Origin of the sequence: Mycobacterium sp. 1245805.9, from assembly GCF_001672915.1 — a bacterium.
In the GTDB taxonomy this organism is placed as follows: Bacteria; Actinomycetota; Actinomycetes; order Mycobacteriales; family Mycobacteriaceae; genus Mycobacterium.
On the sequence record NZ_LZKR01000127.1, the window covers coordinates 1 to 18786 of the forward strand.

The 18786-nt window shown below is 67.7% G+C and carries 21 protein-coding genes; 9 read left to right on the plus strand and 12 right to left on the minus strand.

What is annotated here, in order from left to right:
- From A9X00_RS17755 to A9X00_RS17765, 3 genes are all read left to right on the plus strand, one after another.
- Positions 1-948 (plus strand): dihydrodipicolinate reductase (locus A9X00_RS17755; protein ID WP_067156087.1); only part of this gene is annotated, 948 nt, incomplete at its 5' end.
- Between the two features lie 69 nt (positions 949-1017).
- Positions 1018-2010 (plus strand): LLM class flavin-dependent oxidoreductase, encoded by a 993-nt coding sequence (locus A9X00_RS17760; RefSeq protein WP_067156089.1) that lies wholly within the window; start codon positions 1018-1020, stop codon positions 2008-2010.
- Positions 2007-3203, plus strand: a complete 1197-nt coding sequence (locus A9X00_RS17765; RefSeq protein WP_067156092.1) for a cytochrome P450 — start codon at positions 2007-2009, stop codon at positions 3201-3203. Before A9X00_RS17760 ends, A9X00_RS17765 begins: the two co-directional genes overlap by 4 nt.
- Positions 3204-3210: 7 nt before the next feature.
- Here the strand turns inward: A9X00_RS17765 and A9X00_RS17770 are convergent, their stop codons facing one another.
- Complete coding sequence (locus A9X00_RS17770; RefSeq protein WP_067156095.1) at positions 3211-3996, minus strand: spirocyclase AveC family protein; 786 nt, start codon at positions 3994-3996, stop codon at positions 3211-3213.
- Between the two features lie 174 nt (positions 3997-4170).
- Here A9X00_RS17770 and A9X00_RS17775 point away from each other — a divergent pair, with 174 nt between their 5' ends.
- Both A9X00_RS17775 and A9X00_RS17780 read left to right on the plus strand, forming a co-directional pair.
- A complete protein-coding gene (locus tag A9X00_RS17775; RefSeq protein WP_232006872.1) occupies positions 4171-4809 on the plus strand; it encodes a TetR/AcrR family transcriptional regulator in 639 nt (212 codons plus the stop codon).
- An 8-nt stretch (positions 4810-4817) separates the two neighbouring features.
- Positions 4818-6017, plus strand: a complete 1200-nt coding sequence (locus A9X00_RS17780; protein ID WP_067156097.1) for a cytochrome P450 — start codon at positions 4818-4820, stop codon at positions 6015-6017.
- Positions 6018-6097: 80 nt separating this feature from the next.
- Here A9X00_RS17780 and A9X00_RS17785 read toward each other — a convergent pair whose 3' ends face one another.
- The 7 genes from A9X00_RS17785 to A9X00_RS17815 all read right to left on the minus strand — a co-directional run bounded on the left by A9X00_RS17785 (position 6098) and on the right by A9X00_RS17815 (position 11488).
- Entirely contained in the window at positions 6098-7087 is a 990-nt protein-coding gene (locus tag A9X00_RS17785) for an alpha/beta fold hydrolase (RefSeq protein WP_067156281.1), read from the minus strand.
- Between the two features lie 195 nt (positions 7088-7282).
- Positions 7283-7792 (minus strand): lipoprotein LpqH, encoded by a 510-nt coding sequence (locus tag A9X00_RS17790; RefSeq protein ID WP_067156100.1) that lies wholly within the window; start codon positions 7790-7792, stop codon positions 7283-7285.
- Between the two features lie 99 nt (positions 7793-7891).
- Positions 7892-8623, minus strand: a complete 732-nt coding sequence (locus tag A9X00_RS17795) for a hypothetical protein (protein ID WP_067156103.1) — start codon at positions 8621-8623, stop codon at positions 7892-7894.
- The gene (locus A9X00_RS17800; protein ID WP_067156105.1) at positions 8620-9033 is read right to left on the minus strand and encodes a hypothetical protein; all 414 of its coding nucleotides are present in this window, start codon (positions 9031-9033) and stop codon (positions 8620-8622) included. Before A9X00_RS17800 ends, A9X00_RS17795 begins: the two co-directional genes overlap by 4 nt.
- Before the next feature lie 15 nt (positions 9034-9048).
- Positions 9049-9906 carry an LLM class F420-dependent oxidoreductase gene (locus tag A9X00_RS17805; protein WP_067156108.1) on the minus strand — a complete coding sequence of 286 codons (858 nt, stop codon included), beginning with the start codon at positions 9904-9906 and terminating at the stop codon, positions 9049-9051.
- Positions 9903-10685, minus strand: a complete 783-nt coding sequence (locus A9X00_RS17810; protein WP_067156284.1) for an SDR family NAD(P)-dependent oxidoreductase — start codon at positions 10683-10685, stop codon at positions 9903-9905. The genes A9X00_RS17805 and A9X00_RS17810 overlap by 4 nt, the downstream gene beginning before the upstream one ends.
- The gene (locus A9X00_RS17815) at positions 10682-11488 is read right to left on the minus strand and encodes an alpha/beta hydrolase (RefSeq protein WP_067156111.1); all 807 of its coding nucleotides are present in this window, start codon (positions 11486-11488) and stop codon (positions 10682-10684) included. The genes A9X00_RS17810 and A9X00_RS17815 overlap by 4 nt, the downstream gene beginning before the upstream one ends.
- Before the next feature lie 164 nt (positions 11489-11652).
- Between A9X00_RS17815 and A9X00_RS17820 the strand changes: the two genes are divergently transcribed.
- Positions 11653-12663, plus strand: coding sequence for a 5'-methylthioadenosine/S-adenosylhomocysteine nucleosidase (locus A9X00_RS17820; protein WP_156772156.1), 1011 nt, complete (start codon positions 11653-11655; stop codon positions 12661-12663).
- A gap of 1 nt (position 12664) precedes the next feature.
- On the opposite strand, the gene A9X00_RS17830 is transcribed toward A9X00_RS17820, so the two are convergent.
- A complete protein-coding gene (locus A9X00_RS17830; protein WP_067156113.1) occupies positions 12665-13516 on the minus strand; it encodes a sulfurtransferase in 852 nt (283 codons plus the stop codon).
- Positions 13517-13783: 267 nt separating this feature from the next.
- On the opposite strand from A9X00_RS17830, the gene A9X00_RS17835 reads away from it, so the two are divergent.
- Positions 13784-14116 (plus strand): DUF732 domain-containing protein, encoded by a 333-nt coding sequence (locus A9X00_RS17835; protein WP_067156116.1) that lies wholly within the window; start codon positions 13784-13786, stop codon positions 14114-14116.
- 43 nt (positions 14117-14159) lie between these two features.
- On the opposite strand, the gene A9X00_RS17840 is transcribed toward A9X00_RS17835, so the two are convergent.
- Positions 14160-15284 (minus strand): glycosyltransferase, encoded by a 1125-nt coding sequence (locus A9X00_RS17840; RefSeq protein WP_067156118.1) that lies wholly within the window; start codon positions 15282-15284, stop codon positions 14160-14162.
- 77 nt (positions 15285-15361) lie between these two features.
- Positions 15362-16144, minus strand: a complete 783-nt coding sequence (locus A9X00_RS17845) for a helix-turn-helix domain-containing protein (protein WP_067156121.1) — start codon at positions 16142-16144, stop codon at positions 15362-15364.
- An 84-nt stretch (positions 16145-16228) separates the two neighbouring features.
- Here A9X00_RS17845 and A9X00_RS17850 point away from each other — a divergent pair, with 84 nt between their 5' ends.
- Complete coding sequence (locus A9X00_RS17850; protein ID WP_067156124.1) at positions 16229-17179, plus strand: LLM class flavin-dependent oxidoreductase; 951 nt, start codon at positions 16229-16231, stop codon at positions 17177-17179.
- Positions 17176-17841, plus strand: a complete 666-nt coding sequence (locus A9X00_RS17855; protein WP_067156127.1) for a maleylpyruvate isomerase family mycothiol-dependent enzyme — start codon at positions 17176-17178, stop codon at positions 17839-17841. Before A9X00_RS17850 ends, A9X00_RS17855 begins: the two co-directional genes overlap by 4 nt.
- 157 nt (positions 17842-17998) lie before the next feature.
- On the opposite strand, the gene budA is transcribed toward A9X00_RS17855, so the two are convergent.
- Complete coding sequence (budA, locus tag A9X00_RS17860; RefSeq protein WP_082975355.1) at positions 17999-18781, minus strand: acetolactate decarboxylase; 783 nt, start codon at positions 18779-18781, stop codon at positions 17999-18001.
- Positions 18782-18786 lie beyond the last annotated feature (5 nt).

An 18786-nucleotide genomic window follows, 5' to 3' on the forward strand; every position in this document is an offset into this window, starting at 1 on the left:
GGCAGGGACGCGGGCGAACTCGCCAACGGGGAGCCCATCGGCCTGAAAGCCACCAATGACGCCGACGCGCTGATCGCCCTGAAACCCGACTGCGTGGTGTACGCGGCAAGCGGCCCCGAACGCGACGCGCTGGCCATCCCGGACTACGTCAGGCTGCTCGAGGCGGGGATCAACGTCGTCACCACCAGCACCACGCGGCTGGTCAACCCGCACGCCTACGAACCCGCGGAGTGGCGCGACCAGCTCGTCGCGGCGGCCAAGGCGGGCGGTGCGTCGCTGTATGTCTCGGGCATCTTTCCGGGCTTCGCCTCCGACGAGCTGGCGCTGCTGATGACGACGCAATCGAAGAACATCCGCACCCTCACGGCCAGCGAGGTCGCGCTCAACGACCATTACCCGGTGGCCGACGTCATGATGGACGGCCTGGGCTTCGGCCGCCCGTTGGATTTCGAGCCCATGCTCAAGACGCCGGGCTTCATCGAAATGGCCTGGAAGGCACCGATTTTCCTGATCGCCGGCGGCCTCGGTGTCGACGTGGACGAGGTGCGGGGTTCGTTCGAGCGGGAACTCACCGATCGCGACATCGACGTGGCGTTCGGCACCATCAAGGAGGGCACCTGCGGCGCGGTGCGCACCCGTGCCGCGGGCGTGGTGCACGGCCGCGAGGCCATCGTGATCGAGCACGTCATCCGGATGGCCCGCGACGTCGCCCCCGGCTGGCCCGCGTCGGATTGCGACGCGACCTATCGGGTCGACATCGAGGGCGATCCCGACGTCCACTGCGTGCTGACCCTCGGCGAGGCCGAGGGCCACGGCGCCGGCCGCGCTGCCATGACCGCCACCGCCATGCGGGTGGTCAACGCGATCCCGTATGTGGTCGACGCGCCGCCCGGCCTGCTCAGCTCGCTCGACATCCCGACGACTTTGCCGCGCCACGTCTTTGACTAACCGTTGACGCAGCTCTCGGCGGACACGTAGCGTACGCGATACAAATATTAGGTTGGCTAGGAGTCGCCCGTGTTCACGCTGCGCTTCGACATGCGCGCCCCCTCCTGGGGTGCGCCGCGAGTGGCGCTGTACGGCGCCGTGCCCGAAATGTGCGCGTGGGCCGAGGATCATGGCGGCCTCGCCGCGGTGTTCTGTGAGCATCACGGGTCCGAGGACGGCTACCTGCCTTCCCCGTTGTTGCTGGCGTCGTCCGTGGCCGCGCGGACGGAACGCCTGGCGCTGAGCCTCATCCTGATCCTGCCGTTCTATGACCCGGTGCGCCTCGCCGAGGACATGGCGGTCCTCGACATCATCAGCAAGGGACGCGCGTCGTACATCCTGGCCCTGGGCTACCGGCCCGAGGAGTTCGAGCACTTCGGCGTGGCGATGCGCGGTCGCGGCCGGCTCGCCGACGAAAAGCTGGCGCTGCTGCGCTCGCTGCTGTCCGACGAAACGGTCAGCCAGGACGGGCGCCGGATCACGGTCACCCCGCGCCCGCACACCGCCGGCGGCCCCGGTTTGATGTGGGGCGGCGGAACGGTGGCGGCGGCCCGCCGCGCGGGCAGGTACGGCCTGGGCATGCTCGGCAACGCCAACGAACCCGGCATGCGGGAGGCCTACGAGGAGGCCTGCCGCGAACACGGTCACACGCCCGGCCCGACGATGTTTCCCAGCCGCGACACCCCTTCGGTCGTCTTCGTCGCCGACGACGTGGACCAGGCGTGGAAAGAGCTCGGCGAGCACCTGCTGCACGACGTGCGAACCTATGCCGCGTGGAATCCCGGGGACGAGACGACGGCCGGCTTCTCGCACGTGCAGACCGTCGACGAGCTGCGCGATAACCCGGCGTCGCACGTGATTATCTCTGTCCCGGAGGCGATTTCGCGGGTCCGCGCCGGCCAGATACTCAACCTGTCGCCGCTGTGCGGCGGGCTGCCGCCCGAAGTCGCGTGGCCCTATCTCAAGCGCGTGGGCGAGGTGGTGCTGCCGGAGGCGCTGTCGGAGACAAAGACACCGCTATGACCGGAGCGGGCACCGCCGAGGTCTACTACGACCCCTTCGATTTCGAGATCGATGACGATCCGTACCCGATCTGGAAGAGGCTGCGCGACGAGGCGCCGGTCTATTACAACGACAAGTACAACTTCTACGCGCTGAGCCGCTACGAGGACGTCTCCCGCGAGCTGATGAACTTCGACACCTACCGGTCGGGCCGCGGCACGACGATCGAAATCATCAAGAGCGGCATCGAGGTTCCGCCCGGGATCATCCTCTTCGAGGATCCGCCGATTCACGATCTGCATCGTCGTTTGCTCTCAAAGGTTTTCACGCCCCGCCGGATGGAGGCGATCGAACCGCTGACCCGGGCGTTTTGCGCACGCGCGCTCGACCCGCTGGTGGGTACGGGCAGGTTCGACTTCATCGAGAATCTCGGCGCGATGGTCCCGATGCGCACGATCGGCTACCTCCTGGGGATCCCCGAGGACAGCCAGGAAGCGATCCGCGACAAGGGCGGCCGTCAGCTCACCCTGAAAGAGGGCACGTTCCGGCCCGCCACGAAAGACTTTTTCGAGCAGACCGGCGAAATGTTTTCCGACTACATCGATTGGCGGGTCGACCATCCCTCCGATGACCTGATGACGCAGCTGCTCAACGCCGAGGTCGAGGACGACGGCGCGATGCGGCGGCTGACGCGTGGCGAAGTGCTGCTCTACACCAGCACGATCGCCGGCGCCGGTAACGAGACCACCACCCGCCTGATCGGGTTCATGGGCCAGCTCCTCGCCGAGCACCCCGACCAGCGGCGGCAAATCGTGGCCGACCCCTCGCTGATTCCCATGGCAATCGAGGAGACCTTGCGCTACGAAGCGCCCTCGCCGGTGCAGGCGCGTTACGTCGCCCGTGAGGTCTCATGCCATGGCTCGACGGTTCCGGAGGGCTCGATCATGTTGCTGGTCAACGGATCCGCCAACCGGGACGAGCGCAGGTACCCCGACGCCGACAAGTTCGACATCCATCGCGGCGACACCCACCTCAGCTTCGGACACGGCCTGCACTTCTGCATGGGATCGGCGTTGGCGCGCATGCAGGCCCGCGTCGCGCTGGAGGAGGTCATCAAGCGCTGGCCGGACTGGGAAGTCGACTACGCCAACGCCGCCAAGGCGCACACGACCAGCGTGCGGGGATGGTCGAAGCTGCCGGTGTTCACCGGGTAGGTCGCGGCTACTTGGGTTGGTTCGGTACGCCCGGGAACAACTGTTCGGTCGGTCCCGCGGTCACCCAGCCGCCCAGCTTGGTCACCAGGTGCGGCGCGAAAACGGCGCCGTAGAGCAGGTTTCCGACGACGATGATCGCGGCGATCGACAGCACCGACGACTGCAGGCGAGTCTTCGATCGCTTGTCGGCCCACATCTCGATGACGTTGCGTCCCTCCGCATCGGTTCGTCCGAGCAGGTAGGTGAAGACCATCATCTGTATGCCCATCGCCAGGGAGTCGTAGAGCGGGTACTGGTGAATGGTGCCCTCGCGTATCGCGAGCCCGGGGATCACGCGTCCGTAGTAGAAGACGCCGAGCTTGGCTCCGAGGAACCCGTTGAAGAGCAGCGCCCAGCAGAAGCCGACGACGAGCCCGACGACGAGGAGGGTGGTTGGCCTGCCCCAGTGGAACTTTGCGCTCAACCACCGCCCCAGCGCCGCCCCGGTCACTGCCGGAAGCACGAAGTAGGAGATGTAGCCGATGGGAACGAATGACGGCAATCCACCCCACGTGACGTTCAGCGGCCACCAGGACGGCATCCGCGGAATGGCGGGCGGGAACTGGGCGTACATCGCCCAGTCGTAGGGCGCCTCGATCCACGAGAACGAGATCGCCGAGATACACAGAAGCAGCAGTGGGTGTATCCGGCGTCGGCGAATGCTCAGGTAGACACCGATCGCGGTGAATGTGATGCCGCCGACGACGGCGAAGCCGCTGGCCGCCTGCATCACGGGCGTCATCCCGCTGCTCATCGATCGCCCTCGTGTTCGGGGGAGCGGCGCGCTTCGGGGTCGAAACGCAGCACCAGGCCAAAGATCAGGACGATCAACCCGAACAGCGTGCCGAGCATGATGACAGCGCCCACGGCCGCACCCCTTCCTGATTCCGGGTCGATCCTCAAGATAGTGCATGCTATCTTAAAAATCGTGCCCCAGCGACCCCCGGTTACCGCGGCCACGCGCCGGCCCCGCGGCGCGCCGCGCAAACTGCTGCTCGACGCCGCGCGGGAGCTGTTCGCGCGGCAGGACTACCGCGGCACCACCACACGCGAAATCGCCCAGGCCGCAGGCGTAACCGAACACCTGCTGTTCCGCCATTTCGGCTCGAAGGCGGCGCTGTTCCGCGAGGCCCTGGTCGCACCGTTCACCAGCTTCGTCGACGAGTTCGGCCGCACCTGGCAGTCGGTCGTGCACGAGGAGACCAAGGAGGAGGACCTGGCGGGCCATTTCGTCGGGCAGCTCTACGACCTGTTCGTCGAACACCAGGGCCTGCTCTTGACGCTGATGGCATCGGAAGCCCTCAGCGACGAGGAAAAGGCCGACGCCGGCATCGACGACGTCCGGCGGGCCCTGACGGTGCTGGGCCAGATCAGCGCCGAGGGCATGCATCTGCGGGGGTTGCGGTCGGATCACCCTGACCTGCCTGCGCATTCGACGGTGGCGATGATCGCCGGCATGGCCGCATTGCGTTCGACCTACTTCGGACGCAAGCAGCCGTCGAGGGATGTGATCGTCGAGGAACTCGTCCAGGCGATCCTGCACGGCTTCCTGCACCGAAACGATTGAGAGGCCAGATGTTACGTTCAGCCGAGCTGTATTACGACCCATTCGATGTCGACATCGACGACGACCCGTATCCCGTGTGGAAGCGCATGCGCGCCGAGGCGCCGCTGTATTACAACGAGAAGTACAACTTCTACGCGCTGAGTCGATACGACGACGTGCTACGCGAACTGCCGAACTGGGAGACCTATCGATCCGGTCGCGGAACCACGGCCGACATCCTGTTCAACAACATCGAAGTGCCGCCGGGCATCCTGCTGTTCGAGGATCCGCCGCTGCACGACCTGCACCGCAAACTGCTGTCCCGCGTTTTCACGCCCCGCCGCATGCTGGCGGTCGAGTCGCTGGTGCGTGGATTCTGTGTCCGCGAACTCGATCCGTTGGTCGGCCAGGGCGGCTTCGATTTCATCGCGGACCTCGGCGCGATGATGCCCATGCGGACCATCGGATATCTCTTGGGCATCCCCGAAGAAGATCAAGAAAAGATCCGAGACCGCAGCGTCGCCAACATCGAAATGCCCAAGGGCCGCGACCCCGCTGAGGTCGATGCGGATGTGTTCGCGAATACCATCGCCCTGTTCGCCGAGTACATCGAGTGGCGCGCCAATCATCCCTCCGACGACCTGATGACCGATCTGCTGCGAGCCGAGATCGAGGAACCCGACGGCACGCGGCGGCCACTGTCGCGGACGGAGGTGCTGTCCTACACCGCCATGATCGCCGGCGCCGGGAACGAAACCACGGCCCGGCTGATCGGCTTCATGGGGCAGCTGCTGTCGGATCACCCGGATCAGCGCCGCGAGCTCGTCGCCGACCCGTCGCTGATCCCCGGCGCGGTCGAGGAGACATTGCGCTATGAACCCCCGTCACCGGTGCAGGCCCGCTATGTTGCCCGCGACGCCGAGCACTACGGCCGCGTCGTGCCGGAAGGGTCGTTCATGTTGCTGCTCAACGCTTCCGCCAACCGGGACGAAAGCCGATTCCCGGATCCGGATCGCTTCGACATTCACCGCCAGGGCGGTCACCTCAGTTTCGGGCAGGGCCTGCACTTCTGCCTCGGCTCGGCGCTGGCCCGGATGGAGGCCCGGGTCGCCTTCGAGGAGGTCCTCAAACGCTGGCCCGACTGGGAGGTCGACTACGCCAATGCCCGACGGGCGCACACCGCCAGCGTCCGCGGCTGGGCGCGGCTGCCCGTCGTCACCGAGGCGTAGCTTTCGGCCGAATGTGCGGCCAGCCGCACGTTGGGGCTCGGGCGTGCGGCCAGCCGCACGCCCGGCACGCTCGAGGCGGGCTAGGAGAAGCTTTCGTCGACCAGCACGGCGCCGCCCGGCTGATTCCCGAGCGTCTGCAGCGGGATGTCCCCGCCCTGGGCCGTGAGGCGAACGATCTGCGCCAGCTCGCCGGGAGCGTCGCACTGCAGGTAGTGGTCGGCGCTGGGCACCACCCAGTAGCGGTTGCGACCGGGCTTGCTCTTCAGATACGTCTGCCAGACGTAGTTGGGAACGCGCACGGGTGAGACGTTGTCGTGGATGCCCCACACCACCGTGGTGTCCACGGGATTCTTGGAAAGCGCCTCCAGCCAACTGGTTTCGTCCGCCGCACGCTCCTTGAGGTATTGGATCGTGTCCGGCAGCACGCGGATGCCGTCGTTGTGGGCGAAGCATCGCGCCAGCGCGGCGATCTCCGGGTCGTCCAGGGTCCGCCGCGGCATGAAGGTGCTGACGCCCAGGCCGGCCGCGAGCATCTCCGGCGTGGTCGCCGCCGCGGTGTCCCGCCCGGTCGCCGCGTCGAGCAGGGCGGTCTGGAACATGGTCAGGTTCGAGAGCGGCAGATAGATGTTGGCGTTCGTCAGGATGAGGTCGACGGGCACGACGGGAGGGTCCTGGGCCGCCAGCATCTCCAGCGCGATCATGCCGACGCTGCTGCCGCGATCGTGCGTGAGCATGCGGAATTCGGACAGTTTCCACACCTGGGTGATCGCGTAGACGAGGAGGCGCGCGTCGTCGTACAACGAATAGACGTAGGGTGCAGGCGGCTTGTCGGACAGCCCGTAGCCGGGAAAGTCCAGCGTGAACATGTCGAACTCGGAGCCCAGTTCGCCGGTCAGGGCGAAATAGTCGATGCTCGACGTCGGAAAGCCGTGCACCAGCACCAGCGCGGGGGCCCCGGGCGTGCCGCAACGGCGGCTGAACACCGTGAGTTCCTGTCCGTCGTTGGCGGCGGTTGTCGACCGCCAACGAAGCTCGGTCCCGCCGCTTTGCCACTCCGCGAAGATGTCCAAGCTGACAGCATCGCAGAGTCGGTCGCGGTTGGACAACAAGGCATCGTGACGATCAAACACGAAATTGTGGGATGCGCCGTTGTTTCCGCCGCTTGTCGCTGCGAGGCGGGCAAAAAGCCACCCAACATCTTGCGTTGACTCAAGTGACGGACGAGGCCCGAAAATCAAACTGCGGCAGTTGGTTTAAGGCGTCGCTCAGGGACAGGTCACGTGGATCCCGAACGTCACCTGGTGCACGTCGCCCTGGTTCGGCGACGTCCCCTGGCCGGTCCCGGTCACGGTGTAGCTCTTGCCGTCCTTGGTTGCCTGCACCTGGGTCGCGGACTGCGGCGCCTGATACGGCAGCTGATACTCACCGGATCCCGCCTTGAGCGAAAGCGAAAAGCCGTCGACGCTCGGCGGCTTTTCGTCCGACAGCGCCAACGACACCGATGCCGAATCGTCGCGAACGGTGATGCGGGTGGTCAGGTCCCCGGACTCCGCCGGTGTGGCGCTGGGTTGCGCCGCCGTCGCGGTGCATTCGACCTTCGTCATGATCGTGTGCTTGTTGCCGCCGATCATGACGGTCGTGCTCGGCGGGGCCGCGGTTGTGCTCGTGGCGGAGGATGGCTGGCCGCTCTTGCTCGAGCAGGCCGGCAGGGTGGCCGTGGCCGCCACGGCGATCACGCCGACCGCGGCGGCGAGAACGAGTCGCGAACTGGTCATCTCACGTCCTTTGCTAGAGCTCAGAAGGACTATAGAGGCCGTTCGTTGCGGCGGGGTCTCATCCCTCTGGCGGCCCGCCAAACGGCGGATCCGCGCAGTTCACGGCCAGGCTTCCCAGCTGACCATCGTTCGTAACGGTCCCGCGAAGGCGGGCCGCACCGCTCCCGACCGCCACCGTTCCTCGATGAGCGGAGCCAGGGCGTCGGTGGTGGTGAGCGGGTCGCCGTCGAGGTAAACGACTGTGACGTATTGGTGGCGCGTCAGCCATCCCGCGGGTAGGTGGCTCCACCCGGTGCTCGTACCGAAGGTCCACGCCCCGGCGGTGCCGGGCGCGGCGAGCAGCGCCGGATGGTGTTCGGCGTGCAGCCATTGCAGCCACGCGTCGGGGCGGCCTGCGGTGGGTTCCTCCACGATCAGGACGATGCCGCGGTGCGGCCGAAACGGCACCACCTCGGGGGAGATCAACGCATGTGGAGAGGCCTGCCACTGCAGCAGGCGCAGGCCGGCCACCTGTAGCGACGGCCGCGTGACGGGAAAGCGGCCGTTCTCGCGCAGCGAGCGGCCGAGCGCGACGAAGTCGTCGAAGGTTTGTTCCACGGGGTCACCGATCAGGTAGTGCACCACGTTGCCCAGCTGCTCCAGCGGCCCGTCGGCCGCCAGGCGGTGATCGGGGTAGGCGCCGTCGGCGATCCAGCGCAGTCCGTGGACGATGCCCGGCAGTTGGTATTGCTCGGGCATGTGATCCAGCAGGTGCCAACGCAGATAGCTGCCGTCGTCGTCGGGCGGTGCGGGAGCGGTGAGGCTGAAAAAGCCTGCCTTGACGCGGTTCACGTGCCGGGGCCGATCACATAGCACCGGCCGCCGCCGCTGGTGAGCAACACCTCTTGTACGGCGGACTTGTCGATGGTCGCGAATTCGAAGCGGTGCACCTGTTGCCCGGCTTCGATGTCGGCGCTCTGGGACTCGGTGGTGCCGTCCTTCTTGCGAACCAGGGCCGTGACCTTGTCGGGCTTCGAAAGGTTCTGCGGCTCATGGAAGTACCACACTTCGATGCCGGCACCCGAGCCCTGCCAGCCGTCGGCGTAGTAGCATCCCGGGTTGCCGTCGGCGTCCGGCGGCGGTGGCGGGCATATCGATAGGCCGACGCACGATGGCGCGCTGGTGGCCGTGGCCGGGGAAGCTATCGCATGGCCCGCGCAAACCAACAAAAGGATGGCCAGCACTCGGATCGCCTTCGACATGGAAGCCCTTTCGGATTACGACGCCTGCAGTTCCGCGAGCGCCGCCAGATTGTCCAGATACTGCTGCAGCGACGCGTGTTTGAAGATCGCGCTGACGATGGTGGCGCCGTGCGCGGCGAGCTCACCGAGAGCGTCGCGGGTGCGTTCCGGCTCGTTGATCGGATCCAGCGGCGCCGACGGCGGGAGCACGACCTCGAATCCGGGTGCAAGGTCGAAGCGGCCCAACCATTCTCGGACCTGCTGCGGGCTGACGTTGAAGGGAGCCCAGCCGTCGGCGAGGGTCGCGGCGCGGCGCAGCGATCGCAGCGTGCGCCCACCGATCCAGATGGGGACGCGTTCCTGGACCGCGCAAGGATCGACGATCATCCCGCTGAACGAATAGAACTCGCCGTGGTAGGCGGGTTCGGGGACCGACAGCGAGGCGCGGAGCGCGCGCAGCGCGTCGTCACCGCGCGCTCCGCGGTTATCGAAGGGGGCGCCGATGAGATCGAATTCCTCCTTGAGGCTGCCCACCCCGACCCCGAGGATCAGTCGGCCGTTGCTGACCTTGTCGAGAGTGCCGTAGCGCTTGGCGATCTCGAGCGGATGGTGGTATCCGAGCACCAGCACGTGGGTGGCCAACCGGATCCGCCGGGTGCGCGCCGCAAGATAGCCCAGCGTGGCCAGCGGGTCCCAGTAGCGGGCGCCGCGGCGGTCGCGCTCGGCCGCGGGCAGCGCGATGTGCTCGCTACAGGTGAGGTGGTGATAGCCGAGTCTGTCTGCGGCCTCGGCGATCTGGGCCAGGTCCTCGATGGAGGCGCCTTTCTCCCAGTCGGCGCTGGCCCAGGGGAACATGGTCACCACGGGTGTGGAGATCGATAGGCGGACACTCATCCCTGCATGTACCCTCCGGCGTCGACGGGGATGGATTGGCCGGTGATGGTTCGGCTTTCGTCGCTGGCCAGGAACAGCGCCAGGTTGGCGACGTCCTCGGGCGAGGAAATATCTTGCAGCGCCACACCTTTGAGCGACCTGGCGCGTTGGGTTTCGTAGTCGACGCCCTGCTCGTCGGCGGTGCGTTGCACCCACTTGCGAAACAGCTCGGTGTCGATGGCGCCGGGCACGATGCAGTTGCACCGGATGCCGTGCGGGCCGACCTCGAGCGCAACGGCTTTGGTGAACGCGCGCAGCGACGCCTTGGCGGCGACGTAGTGGGTCTTGCGGACCATGCCGGCGTAGCTGGCCGTGGAGGAGAAGTTCAGGATGACGCCTCGGCGGCGTTGCAGCATCGACCGGTTGAGCACCTCGCGGGTGCACAGCATGGCCGCGGTGACGTCGACGGCGATGGTGGCGTTCCAGTTGTCCAGCGTCTGCTCCCAGATCCAGCGGTCCTGGCCGGGTGTGGCGGCGTTGTTGCACAGGATGTCCACCTGGCCGAACTCGTCGACGGCCCGCGTCACCATGGCGGCGACGTCGTCCTCGTCGGTGACGTCGGCGCGCATCGCGACGGCGCCCGGGCCCGCCGCTTCCGCGGCTTCGCGGACCAGCTCTTCGCGCCGCGCCGCCAGCAGCACCCGGGCGCCCTCCGCGACGAACAGCGAGCCCATCACCGGCCCCAGGCCGCTGCTGGCGCCGGTGATGATCGCGACCTTGCCGTCGAGACGCCCGGTCATGTCGGCGACGCCGTCGGACAACGGGTTTCGAGCCAGGCGTGAATCCGCTCGGCCACCTCCGCCCAGCCGGGCTCCAGCATCATGTCGTGCGCCATTCCCGGAATGAACTCCGCCTCGGTGTGATACGCGCTCGCGGTCGCCCGCACTTCCCGCGTCGAGAAAATGATGTCGTTTTCGGCGCCCAGGACCAACATCGGGGTGTTGACGAGGGTGGGGTTCGGCAGATCGAGCCACAGCATTCCGAGCACGTGCTTGCCGACGTACTCCTCGTCGAGCGCGGCCGCGTAGCGCGCCACGTCGGTGTGGGGGATCGAGTCGGAAAAGAAGCTTTCCCGGCACAATTCGGGCGTGCGGCCGATGCTCCCCACCGATTTGGTGATGCCCAGGTGCCGCGCGGTGAGCCACGGGTGCAGCCTGAACCGCCGTAACAGGAATCTGGCGATCCCGCTGGGCGGCACGGAGGCGAGCAGCACGGCGGCCGGCGCATCGTGCGACTCCAGGTACTTCTGCACCACGAAGCCGCCCATGGAGTGCCCGACCACCACCAGTTGTTCGGGCAGGCCGTCGGCGACCGATGCGACGTCGTCGACGAAGTCCGCCATCGAGCAGAACTGCATGGCTTTGGGTGCGGGGCTCTTCCCGTGGCCCCGCAGGCTCACCGCCACCGACCGGTAGCCCTTTGCCGCGAAGAAGTCCAGGAAATGCTCGTCCCAGCACCAGGCGCCGTGCCAGGCGCCGTGGACGAACAACAAGGGCGTTTTGCCGGAGCCGCCGTTCGGTCCCTTGTCGATCACTTCCAGCACGCCGTTGAGACTAGCGGCAATAACGACACGAAATCGCTAAACAAAAAGAACGATAACGAATATTCGGCCGCGCCCGCGATGCGCGAAAATCAACCCGTCACATTAGCCACGTCGATAAGGCAGCGAGTCTCGGCATTCATGACCGACAAAAAACCAGGGGGATCGTGCTCAAGCCTTTTCGCGTCGCCGCCTTGGTGGCGCTCGCCCTGTCGGTGGGCGCCGGCGTGGCCGCCGCCGAGCCGGGGGGCGCGCCGGACGTGACGACGGACGCCTGCGAACAGCGCACGCTGGTGCTGTCCGCCTTCCCGGCCGAGGCCGATGCCGTGCTGTCCCGCACCGCGCTCGACCCGCACCCGGTGGTGCGGTCCGACCGCCGGCGCTATTACCTCGGGACGATCGGCGGCAAGAAGGTGATCGTGGCGATGACGGGCATCGGCCTGGTGAACGCGACCGAGACGGCCCAGACCGCGTTCGCGCGCTTCACCTGCGCGTCATCGGTTTCTGTTGGCGCGGTGGTGTTCTCGGGCGTCGCCGGGGGCGGGGCGCGGGTCAACATCGGGGACGTGGCGGTGCCGGCGCGCTGGAGCCTGGACCAGGGCGCGACCTTTCACCCGGTCGACCCCGGCATGCTGGCCGCGGCACAGGCGCTGAGCGTCGACCTGGAAAGCGTTAACTACCTTGGCAATCCGATCTGCCTGTGCAAGAACGCCCCCCGCGTCAAGCTGATCAACCTGAAGCGCCAGCCGCGGCTGGTGGTCGGTGGTGACGGTTCCAGCTCCGACAACAACAACGGCCGGGCGTTCCCGTGCGTACCGAACGGCGGCGACGTGTTCGGCTGCCAACCCTGCAGCGCGCCGGATCGCTCGCTGTTCTACACCGGCAACTTCTTCCAGGCGGCGGGGCCGTGGCTGCGAAACTCTCTGATCAGCAACCTGAACATTGCGTCGACGGCCAACCCGGCCTTCGACGCGACGGACAACGAGACGGCGGCGGTCCAGGCGGTTGCCGACGCGCACGGCGTCCCGTTCCTGGGAATCCGCGGGGTGTCGGATGGCGCCGGCGACCCGCTGGGCCTGCCGGGTTTCCCGTTCGAGTTTTTCTTCTACAAGCAGATCGCGGCGGAAAATGCCGCCCGGGTGACCGCGGCCTTCCTGCAGAGCTGGGCCGGCGTCTGAGCTACTCGGGGCCGCTCGCGACCGGGCGGGAGGGATCCGAGCACCACTCCGACCACGAGCCCGGATACAGCGCCGCTTCTCGGCCCGCCGCGGCGAGCGCGGCGATGGTGATGGCTGCGGTGACACCCGAGCCGCAATAGACGCCCACCGGGCCTTCGCGATCGATGCCGTGGTCGGACAGCAGTTGAGCGAGCGCGTAATCGCCGACGAACGTCCCGTCGGCCGCCAGGACGGCGCCGCTGGGAAGGTTTTTCGCGCCGGGGATGTGGCCGGCGACGGGGTCGAGGGGTTCGACGTCGCCCCGGAACCGTTCGGGGGCACGCGCATCGAGCAGCGTCCCGCCCTCGCCGACTTGGGCGGCCGTCAACGTCGGCCGGGCGCCGGCATACAGATCGTCGTGTGGCACAGCCACATTCCCGGGCGGCGGATCGACCGGGCCGGTGTCGAGGTCCCGTCCCGACGCGCGCCACCCGGGCAGCCCGCCGTCCAGGATGCGCACGTTGTCGAGCCCCGCGGCCGTCAGCACCCACCACGCCCGCGCGGAGCCGGCGCGGTTCCAGTCGTCGTAGACGACGACCAAATCGTCTTGGTCGATGCCCCACCGGCGCGCGGCCGCCTCCAGGCTGCGCCCGGACGGCAGCGGGTGACGTCCCCGGCCGGTGAGGGCGTGGTCGCTGAGCTCGTCCTCGAGCGGCACGTACACCGCGCCCGGCAGGTGGCCGGCCAGGTAGGCCGCGCGGCCATCGGGTTCGTCGAGGCGCCAACGCACGTCGAGGATCGCCAGCGGGTCGCCGGCCTCCATGACGGCGGCCAGCTCGGTGGCCGTGATCAGCACCTGGTCCCGCGTCTCCACCGGCGCACCTCCTCAGCGTCTCCCGCGAGCCTAGCCGCGCGCCGGGAAGTAAACGCCGTCGGAACCGAAGGTGAACTCTTACGCTCTCCGACGAGGTCGGCCGCGCGTGCAGAATTAAACTCGACCAGAACTAAAACTGAACGGCTGATTGAAGTTTGGCTTTCGGCGTGCGGTCCCGCGAGAAGACTATTGACCATCGAACCGTTCGCACGCGAGGATTAATTACGGTGGGCTTCCGGCCCGTGTGGTTTCGAAAGTGATGGGGAAATGAAGAAGAAGCTTTCTGCGGTCGCGTTCGGCGCGTTCCTGGCTTTCACGTGGGTGCCCGCAGCCGTCGCGCACGCCGACCAGACGGACCAGGACTTCGCGGAGTACCTGGCGGGCCACGGCATCAACTTGGGTTCGCCGTCGCAGGTCGTGAACATGGCCCGCACCATGTGCGCGGACCTCGAGGCCGGCTACACCCAGAAGGACGAGATCGACCAGCTGACGGGGTCGCACAAGCTGACCCAGGCGCAAGCCGAGACGTTCATCGGCGCGGCCACCGCGGACTACTGCCCCGGCAAGCACGCTCCCAGCAAGCCCAGCGGCGGCGGATAACCGCTTTTCTTGACGCACCCCACCTGAGCTGCGGTTAGCAGCGCTAAGCGCTTTCTTTGGCCTCGCCGGTTCCCAACGACGCCAGCATGCCCGCAGCGGCGCGTTCCCAGGTGAAGCTCTCCGCGCGGCGCCGAGCGGAGCGACGGCGGTGGTGTTCCGGTCGACCGACGATCGCGCCGACCGCCCACGCGATGGCGAACGGGTCGTTGTCGGCCAGGGCGCCGCTGTCCGGGGTGATGATCTCGGTCAGCGCCGACGTGCGCGACACGACGGCCGGTGTGCCGCACGCCAGCGATTCGAGCGCGGCCAGCCCGAAGGTCTCATGCGGGCCGGGCGCCAGCGTCACGTCAGCCGTGGCGAGCAGCTCGGCGACGGTGCGCCGGTTGTTGATGAAGCCGGTGAAGTCGATCGGGAGCCGGGAGGCCTGCCGTTCCAGCCTGGCCCGCAGCGGGCCTTCGCCCACCACGACCAGCCGGGCGTCGACGCCGGCGTGGCACAGCGCGCCCAGGGCGTCGATGCTGCGGTCGACGCGCTTTTCCACCGACAGCCGCCCGCAGTGGATCAGCAGGATCTGCTCCGGGGTGGCCCAGCGCCGCCGCACCAGGTAAGAGTGTCGACGCGGGTGAAACGTGTGCAGGTCCACGCCCAGGGGCACGGTGACGGTGTTGGTGGCCCCGATCCGGTCGAACTCCTCGCGCGCGAAGGCGGTGGTGCACACCACGGTGTCGTAGTTGGCGGCGGTACGCCGGTTGGCGATGTCGGCGAACTTCTCCGCGCTGCGCCGCGGAAGTATCTGTCCCACAAGGCGATCCAGGCGCTCGTGGGAGATCATCACTGTGTTGGCGCCGTATTCGCGGCCCCAAGGGCCCAGCGACCGCAGGGTGAGTCGGTCGGAGACCTCCAACGCGTCCGGTTTCAGCGCCGCCAGCAGTGCTTTGACGGGTCCGGGCATCACCGCGCGGTAGCCGCCGGTGAAGGGAATCAGCCGGGCGGGCATCGTTATTCGCACCACGCCGGTGGGCAGCTCGGTGCGTTCGGCGTTTCGGCCCGGGACGATCAGGAACACCTCGTGCCCGGTTGCGCAGTATTCGGCGCCCAGCCTGTCCACCGCGGTGCGTAGGCCGCCGGAGCGAGGGCCATAAAAGTTGGCGACCTGTACAACGCGCATAACGTGAGGACACGCGGCGCGTATGTGCATTCATCGATGTGGAACCGTCGCGTGCCTGAACAGTCCGTGAATTCGCCTCACCCGCCGTGGCGGCGGGCGAGAATCGCGGCGGTTTCCCGGTCAGCGGGCAGAAACGCCTCGAGGCGCAGCTCCGACACGGTGACATCGAGCGCCGTGACGAACGTCGAGATCGTCGCTATCAGCCGCACGTCGCCGTCGGGGGAGCGCAGGTGCAGCGGCACCGCGAACCCGAGCGATTCGATCGGCCGGCTGCCCGGCGCCGGCACGCCGTATCCCTCGAGTTCCTCGACCAGCGCATCGATGCGCGGGTGTGGACCGCGGTCGCGCAGGCCATGCAGAATGTGGCGCCGCCAATCGTCGAGGTTCACGATGCGCGCCGCCATGCCCTCCGGATGCAGCGCGACGCGCAACACGTTGACCGGCGCCTCCAGCAGCCACCCCGCCACCCCATCGGTCAGCAGTCCGAACGCGCCATTGGCGGCGACCAACTCGCCGAAGCCGTCCATCACCATCGCCGGATAGGGCAGATGGCCGTCGAGCACATGCTGAAGCGCCTCGCGCACCGGTTGCAGCAACGGCGCGTCCGGCGCCGACTCCGGATGCGCGGGCGCGAAGCCCGCCGCCGAAAGCAGCGAGTTGCGTTGCCGCAGCGACAGCTGCAGCGAGTCGGCCAAGCGGCTGACGATGTCGCGCCCGGGCACCGATCGCCCCTGCTCCAAGTAGCTCAGGTGCCGTTGCGTGGTGCCGGCGTCGTTGGCCAAGTCGATCTGGCTGAGCCGTCGCCGATTACGCCATTCCCGCAGCGCCGTGCCGAAGTCGCCCTGCACAGAAACCGACATGCGAACAGTCAACCCGTTCGCGACGCTGGGCGCTATTCCCTGGAGGGAATTGCCGCGCGGCCAGCCTGGCGCCACGATCGCCGTATGAATCAGCCACTTCGCCTCGGTGTGATGCCGCCCCTGGCCGCCGAACCCTGGGCCGGTGCCGACCTGCGCCGCCTCCTCGACTTCGCCCGCGCCGTAGAGGATCTGGGGTTCGACTCGCTGTGGGCAAACGACTCGTTGGTGCGCCCGCGCATCGAAGCGCTGACGTTTCTGTCCGCGGCCGCCGCGGTCACCGACCGGATCACCCTGGGGACCGCCGCCCTGCAGCCGGTGCTGCGGCGACCGGTGCAGACCGCGCAGGTCCTGGCCTCCATCGATCGGCTGTCGGGCGGGCGGTTGGCGGTGGCGGTCGGCGCCGGCTTCCCGGGCTTGTCCGAGGTGGAGTACGCGGCCTCCGAGGTCCCGTGGCGCCGGCGCTTCGCCCGCCTCGACGACACCGTCGCGTTATGGCGCCAGCTGTGGAACACCAAGGAGCCCAGTTCGTTTCACGGGGCCGTGCTGCATCTCGATGACATCCCGGCCGGCATCACGCCGTGCGACGCGTCCGATCCGCCGGTGTGGCTGGCCGCGGACACGCCGGGTGCGCGGGCCCGCGCCGGCCGTCTCTACGACGGGTGGCTCCCGTATCCTCCCACACCGCAGGGGTATTCGTCTGGGCTTGCCGAGGTGCGGGCCGCGGCCCAAGGGGCGGGCCGCGTCCCCGACGCGGTGACGCCGGCGCTGTTCGTGACCGTGCTGATAACCGACGATCCCGACGGCGGCCGGACGGCTTTGGATGATTTCGCCACCCAGACCTATGGTTTCGGCATCGATGTCGTCGAGCAGATCCAGACGTTCGCGTCGGGAACGCCCGACGATGTCGCCGCCCGGCTGGCGAGCTACATCGACGCCGGCGCGCGGCATTTGGTCTGCCGAATAGCCGTCCTCGGCCCGGACGGATTCGTCGAGCAGCTGCGCCAGCTGCGGACGGTGACGGAGTCGTTGCGATGACCACGCTCGTGCGGCCGGGACCCGATCGAGTCGTGACGATCGCGGGCCTTGTCGACGAATACCGCTCGTTCGCCGAACTCATTGGCGCACTGGACTCATCGGAGTGGACGCGTGGAACGCGTTGCGCCGGCTGGCAGGTTCGCGACGTGGCCGGCCCCGTCGTCGGCCAGGCCGTCGACACGATCAGCGGCGCGATCGGCACGCGCACGCCCGACGACCAGGCCGCGGACTTGCGCGGCGAATCCCCGGCCACGCTCGCCGGGCGGCTGCGGGACGCGGCGGATTCCGTTGCGCGCCTTGCCGCGGCGTTCGACGACGCGGCCTGGTCGGCGCCCAGCCCGGTGCCCGGGCTGACCCTCGGGCAGGGTGTGCACGCGCTGCTGCATGACGCCTACGTGCACGGCGACGACATCCGCGCCGCATTGGGCCGGCCATTGGACGCGGGGCCGGGCCTGCACGCCAGCCTCGACTTCGTGCTCGGTGCCTTGCTGCGCGATGACGAGGCCGCCGCGGAACCGGCCGTCGCGCGGCTGTTGGGCGTTTCGGTTGAAGACTTCCCACGGCAAACCGGCATGGCGGTGCATGAGTTTCTCATGGCGGCCACCGGGCGGGGTGATCCAGCGCGCCTGGGGCTGCCCGATAGCGTCAACATCTATCGCTGAGGGGGCGAGCGACCGGCCAAGGCGCGGGGAAGGATGCTCCTTTGTGTCCGCCTCTGAGCGACAATCTGCCGTGATCGAGTGTGCGCCTGCAGTTGTCGCTATGAGGCGGGCACAAAGGGTGCCCGCTCGGACGGAGGCTAACGTGACGGATGTGACTTCACCGCGCATCGCCTTTGGGTCCCTCGGCCTTCCCGATCTGCTCGGCGAGATCGTCGGCGGCCAGCTGCGCATCGAGAAACGCGCCGGACGTGGGCAGGCTCAGATGTAACTGCGAGGCACCGCTGACCGAGACCGTGCCGCGCTCGAGGGTGAAGTCGAGGATGTGGCCGCCGCCGGTGCGGTCCTCATCGAGGAAGTGCAGGTGATATCCGGCCACGGAGATGCCCTGTTCGAAATCGGGTGTGCGGAACCCGATCACCGTGCCCGAAACATCGGTGAATACGGTTTCGGCCTGGTCCTCGGTCGCTTCCGTCAGTGGGCGATAGGGTTCTTTTTGCTCCATCACCGTGCGGGTGTGCAGCTCGGCGAAATCGCCGGCAATACGGATCGCGTAAATCAGGTTGGGGCTGTGGATTTGGCGGTCGATGGCCGCGCTCACCTCCGCTCGCCCGGTGCGCTTCCGGATCGGGGTCGAGAAGTCGGTGTGGAACCGCGTGACCGCCGCGAACGGTGTGCGGTCCGTTGGCTGTGCCCGGGTGGCAGTTCCGTCCGAGCGGAGCCGGTAGCAAATGCCGTCGAGGATCACCATTTCGCCGTCGAGGTGGTTGAAGGTGCCCAGGCCGAAGTCGCCGTGACGAAGGATGTCGGCAACGGTGGCGTCGCCGTCGTACACGCCGTCGAGCAGAGCACTGATGGTGGAGAACTGATATACCTCTCCGTCGCGGTGATGTCCGAGAAGCGTTGCGGCCCAATCACGGAAGTGCTCGTATGCGTTACTCATGTTCC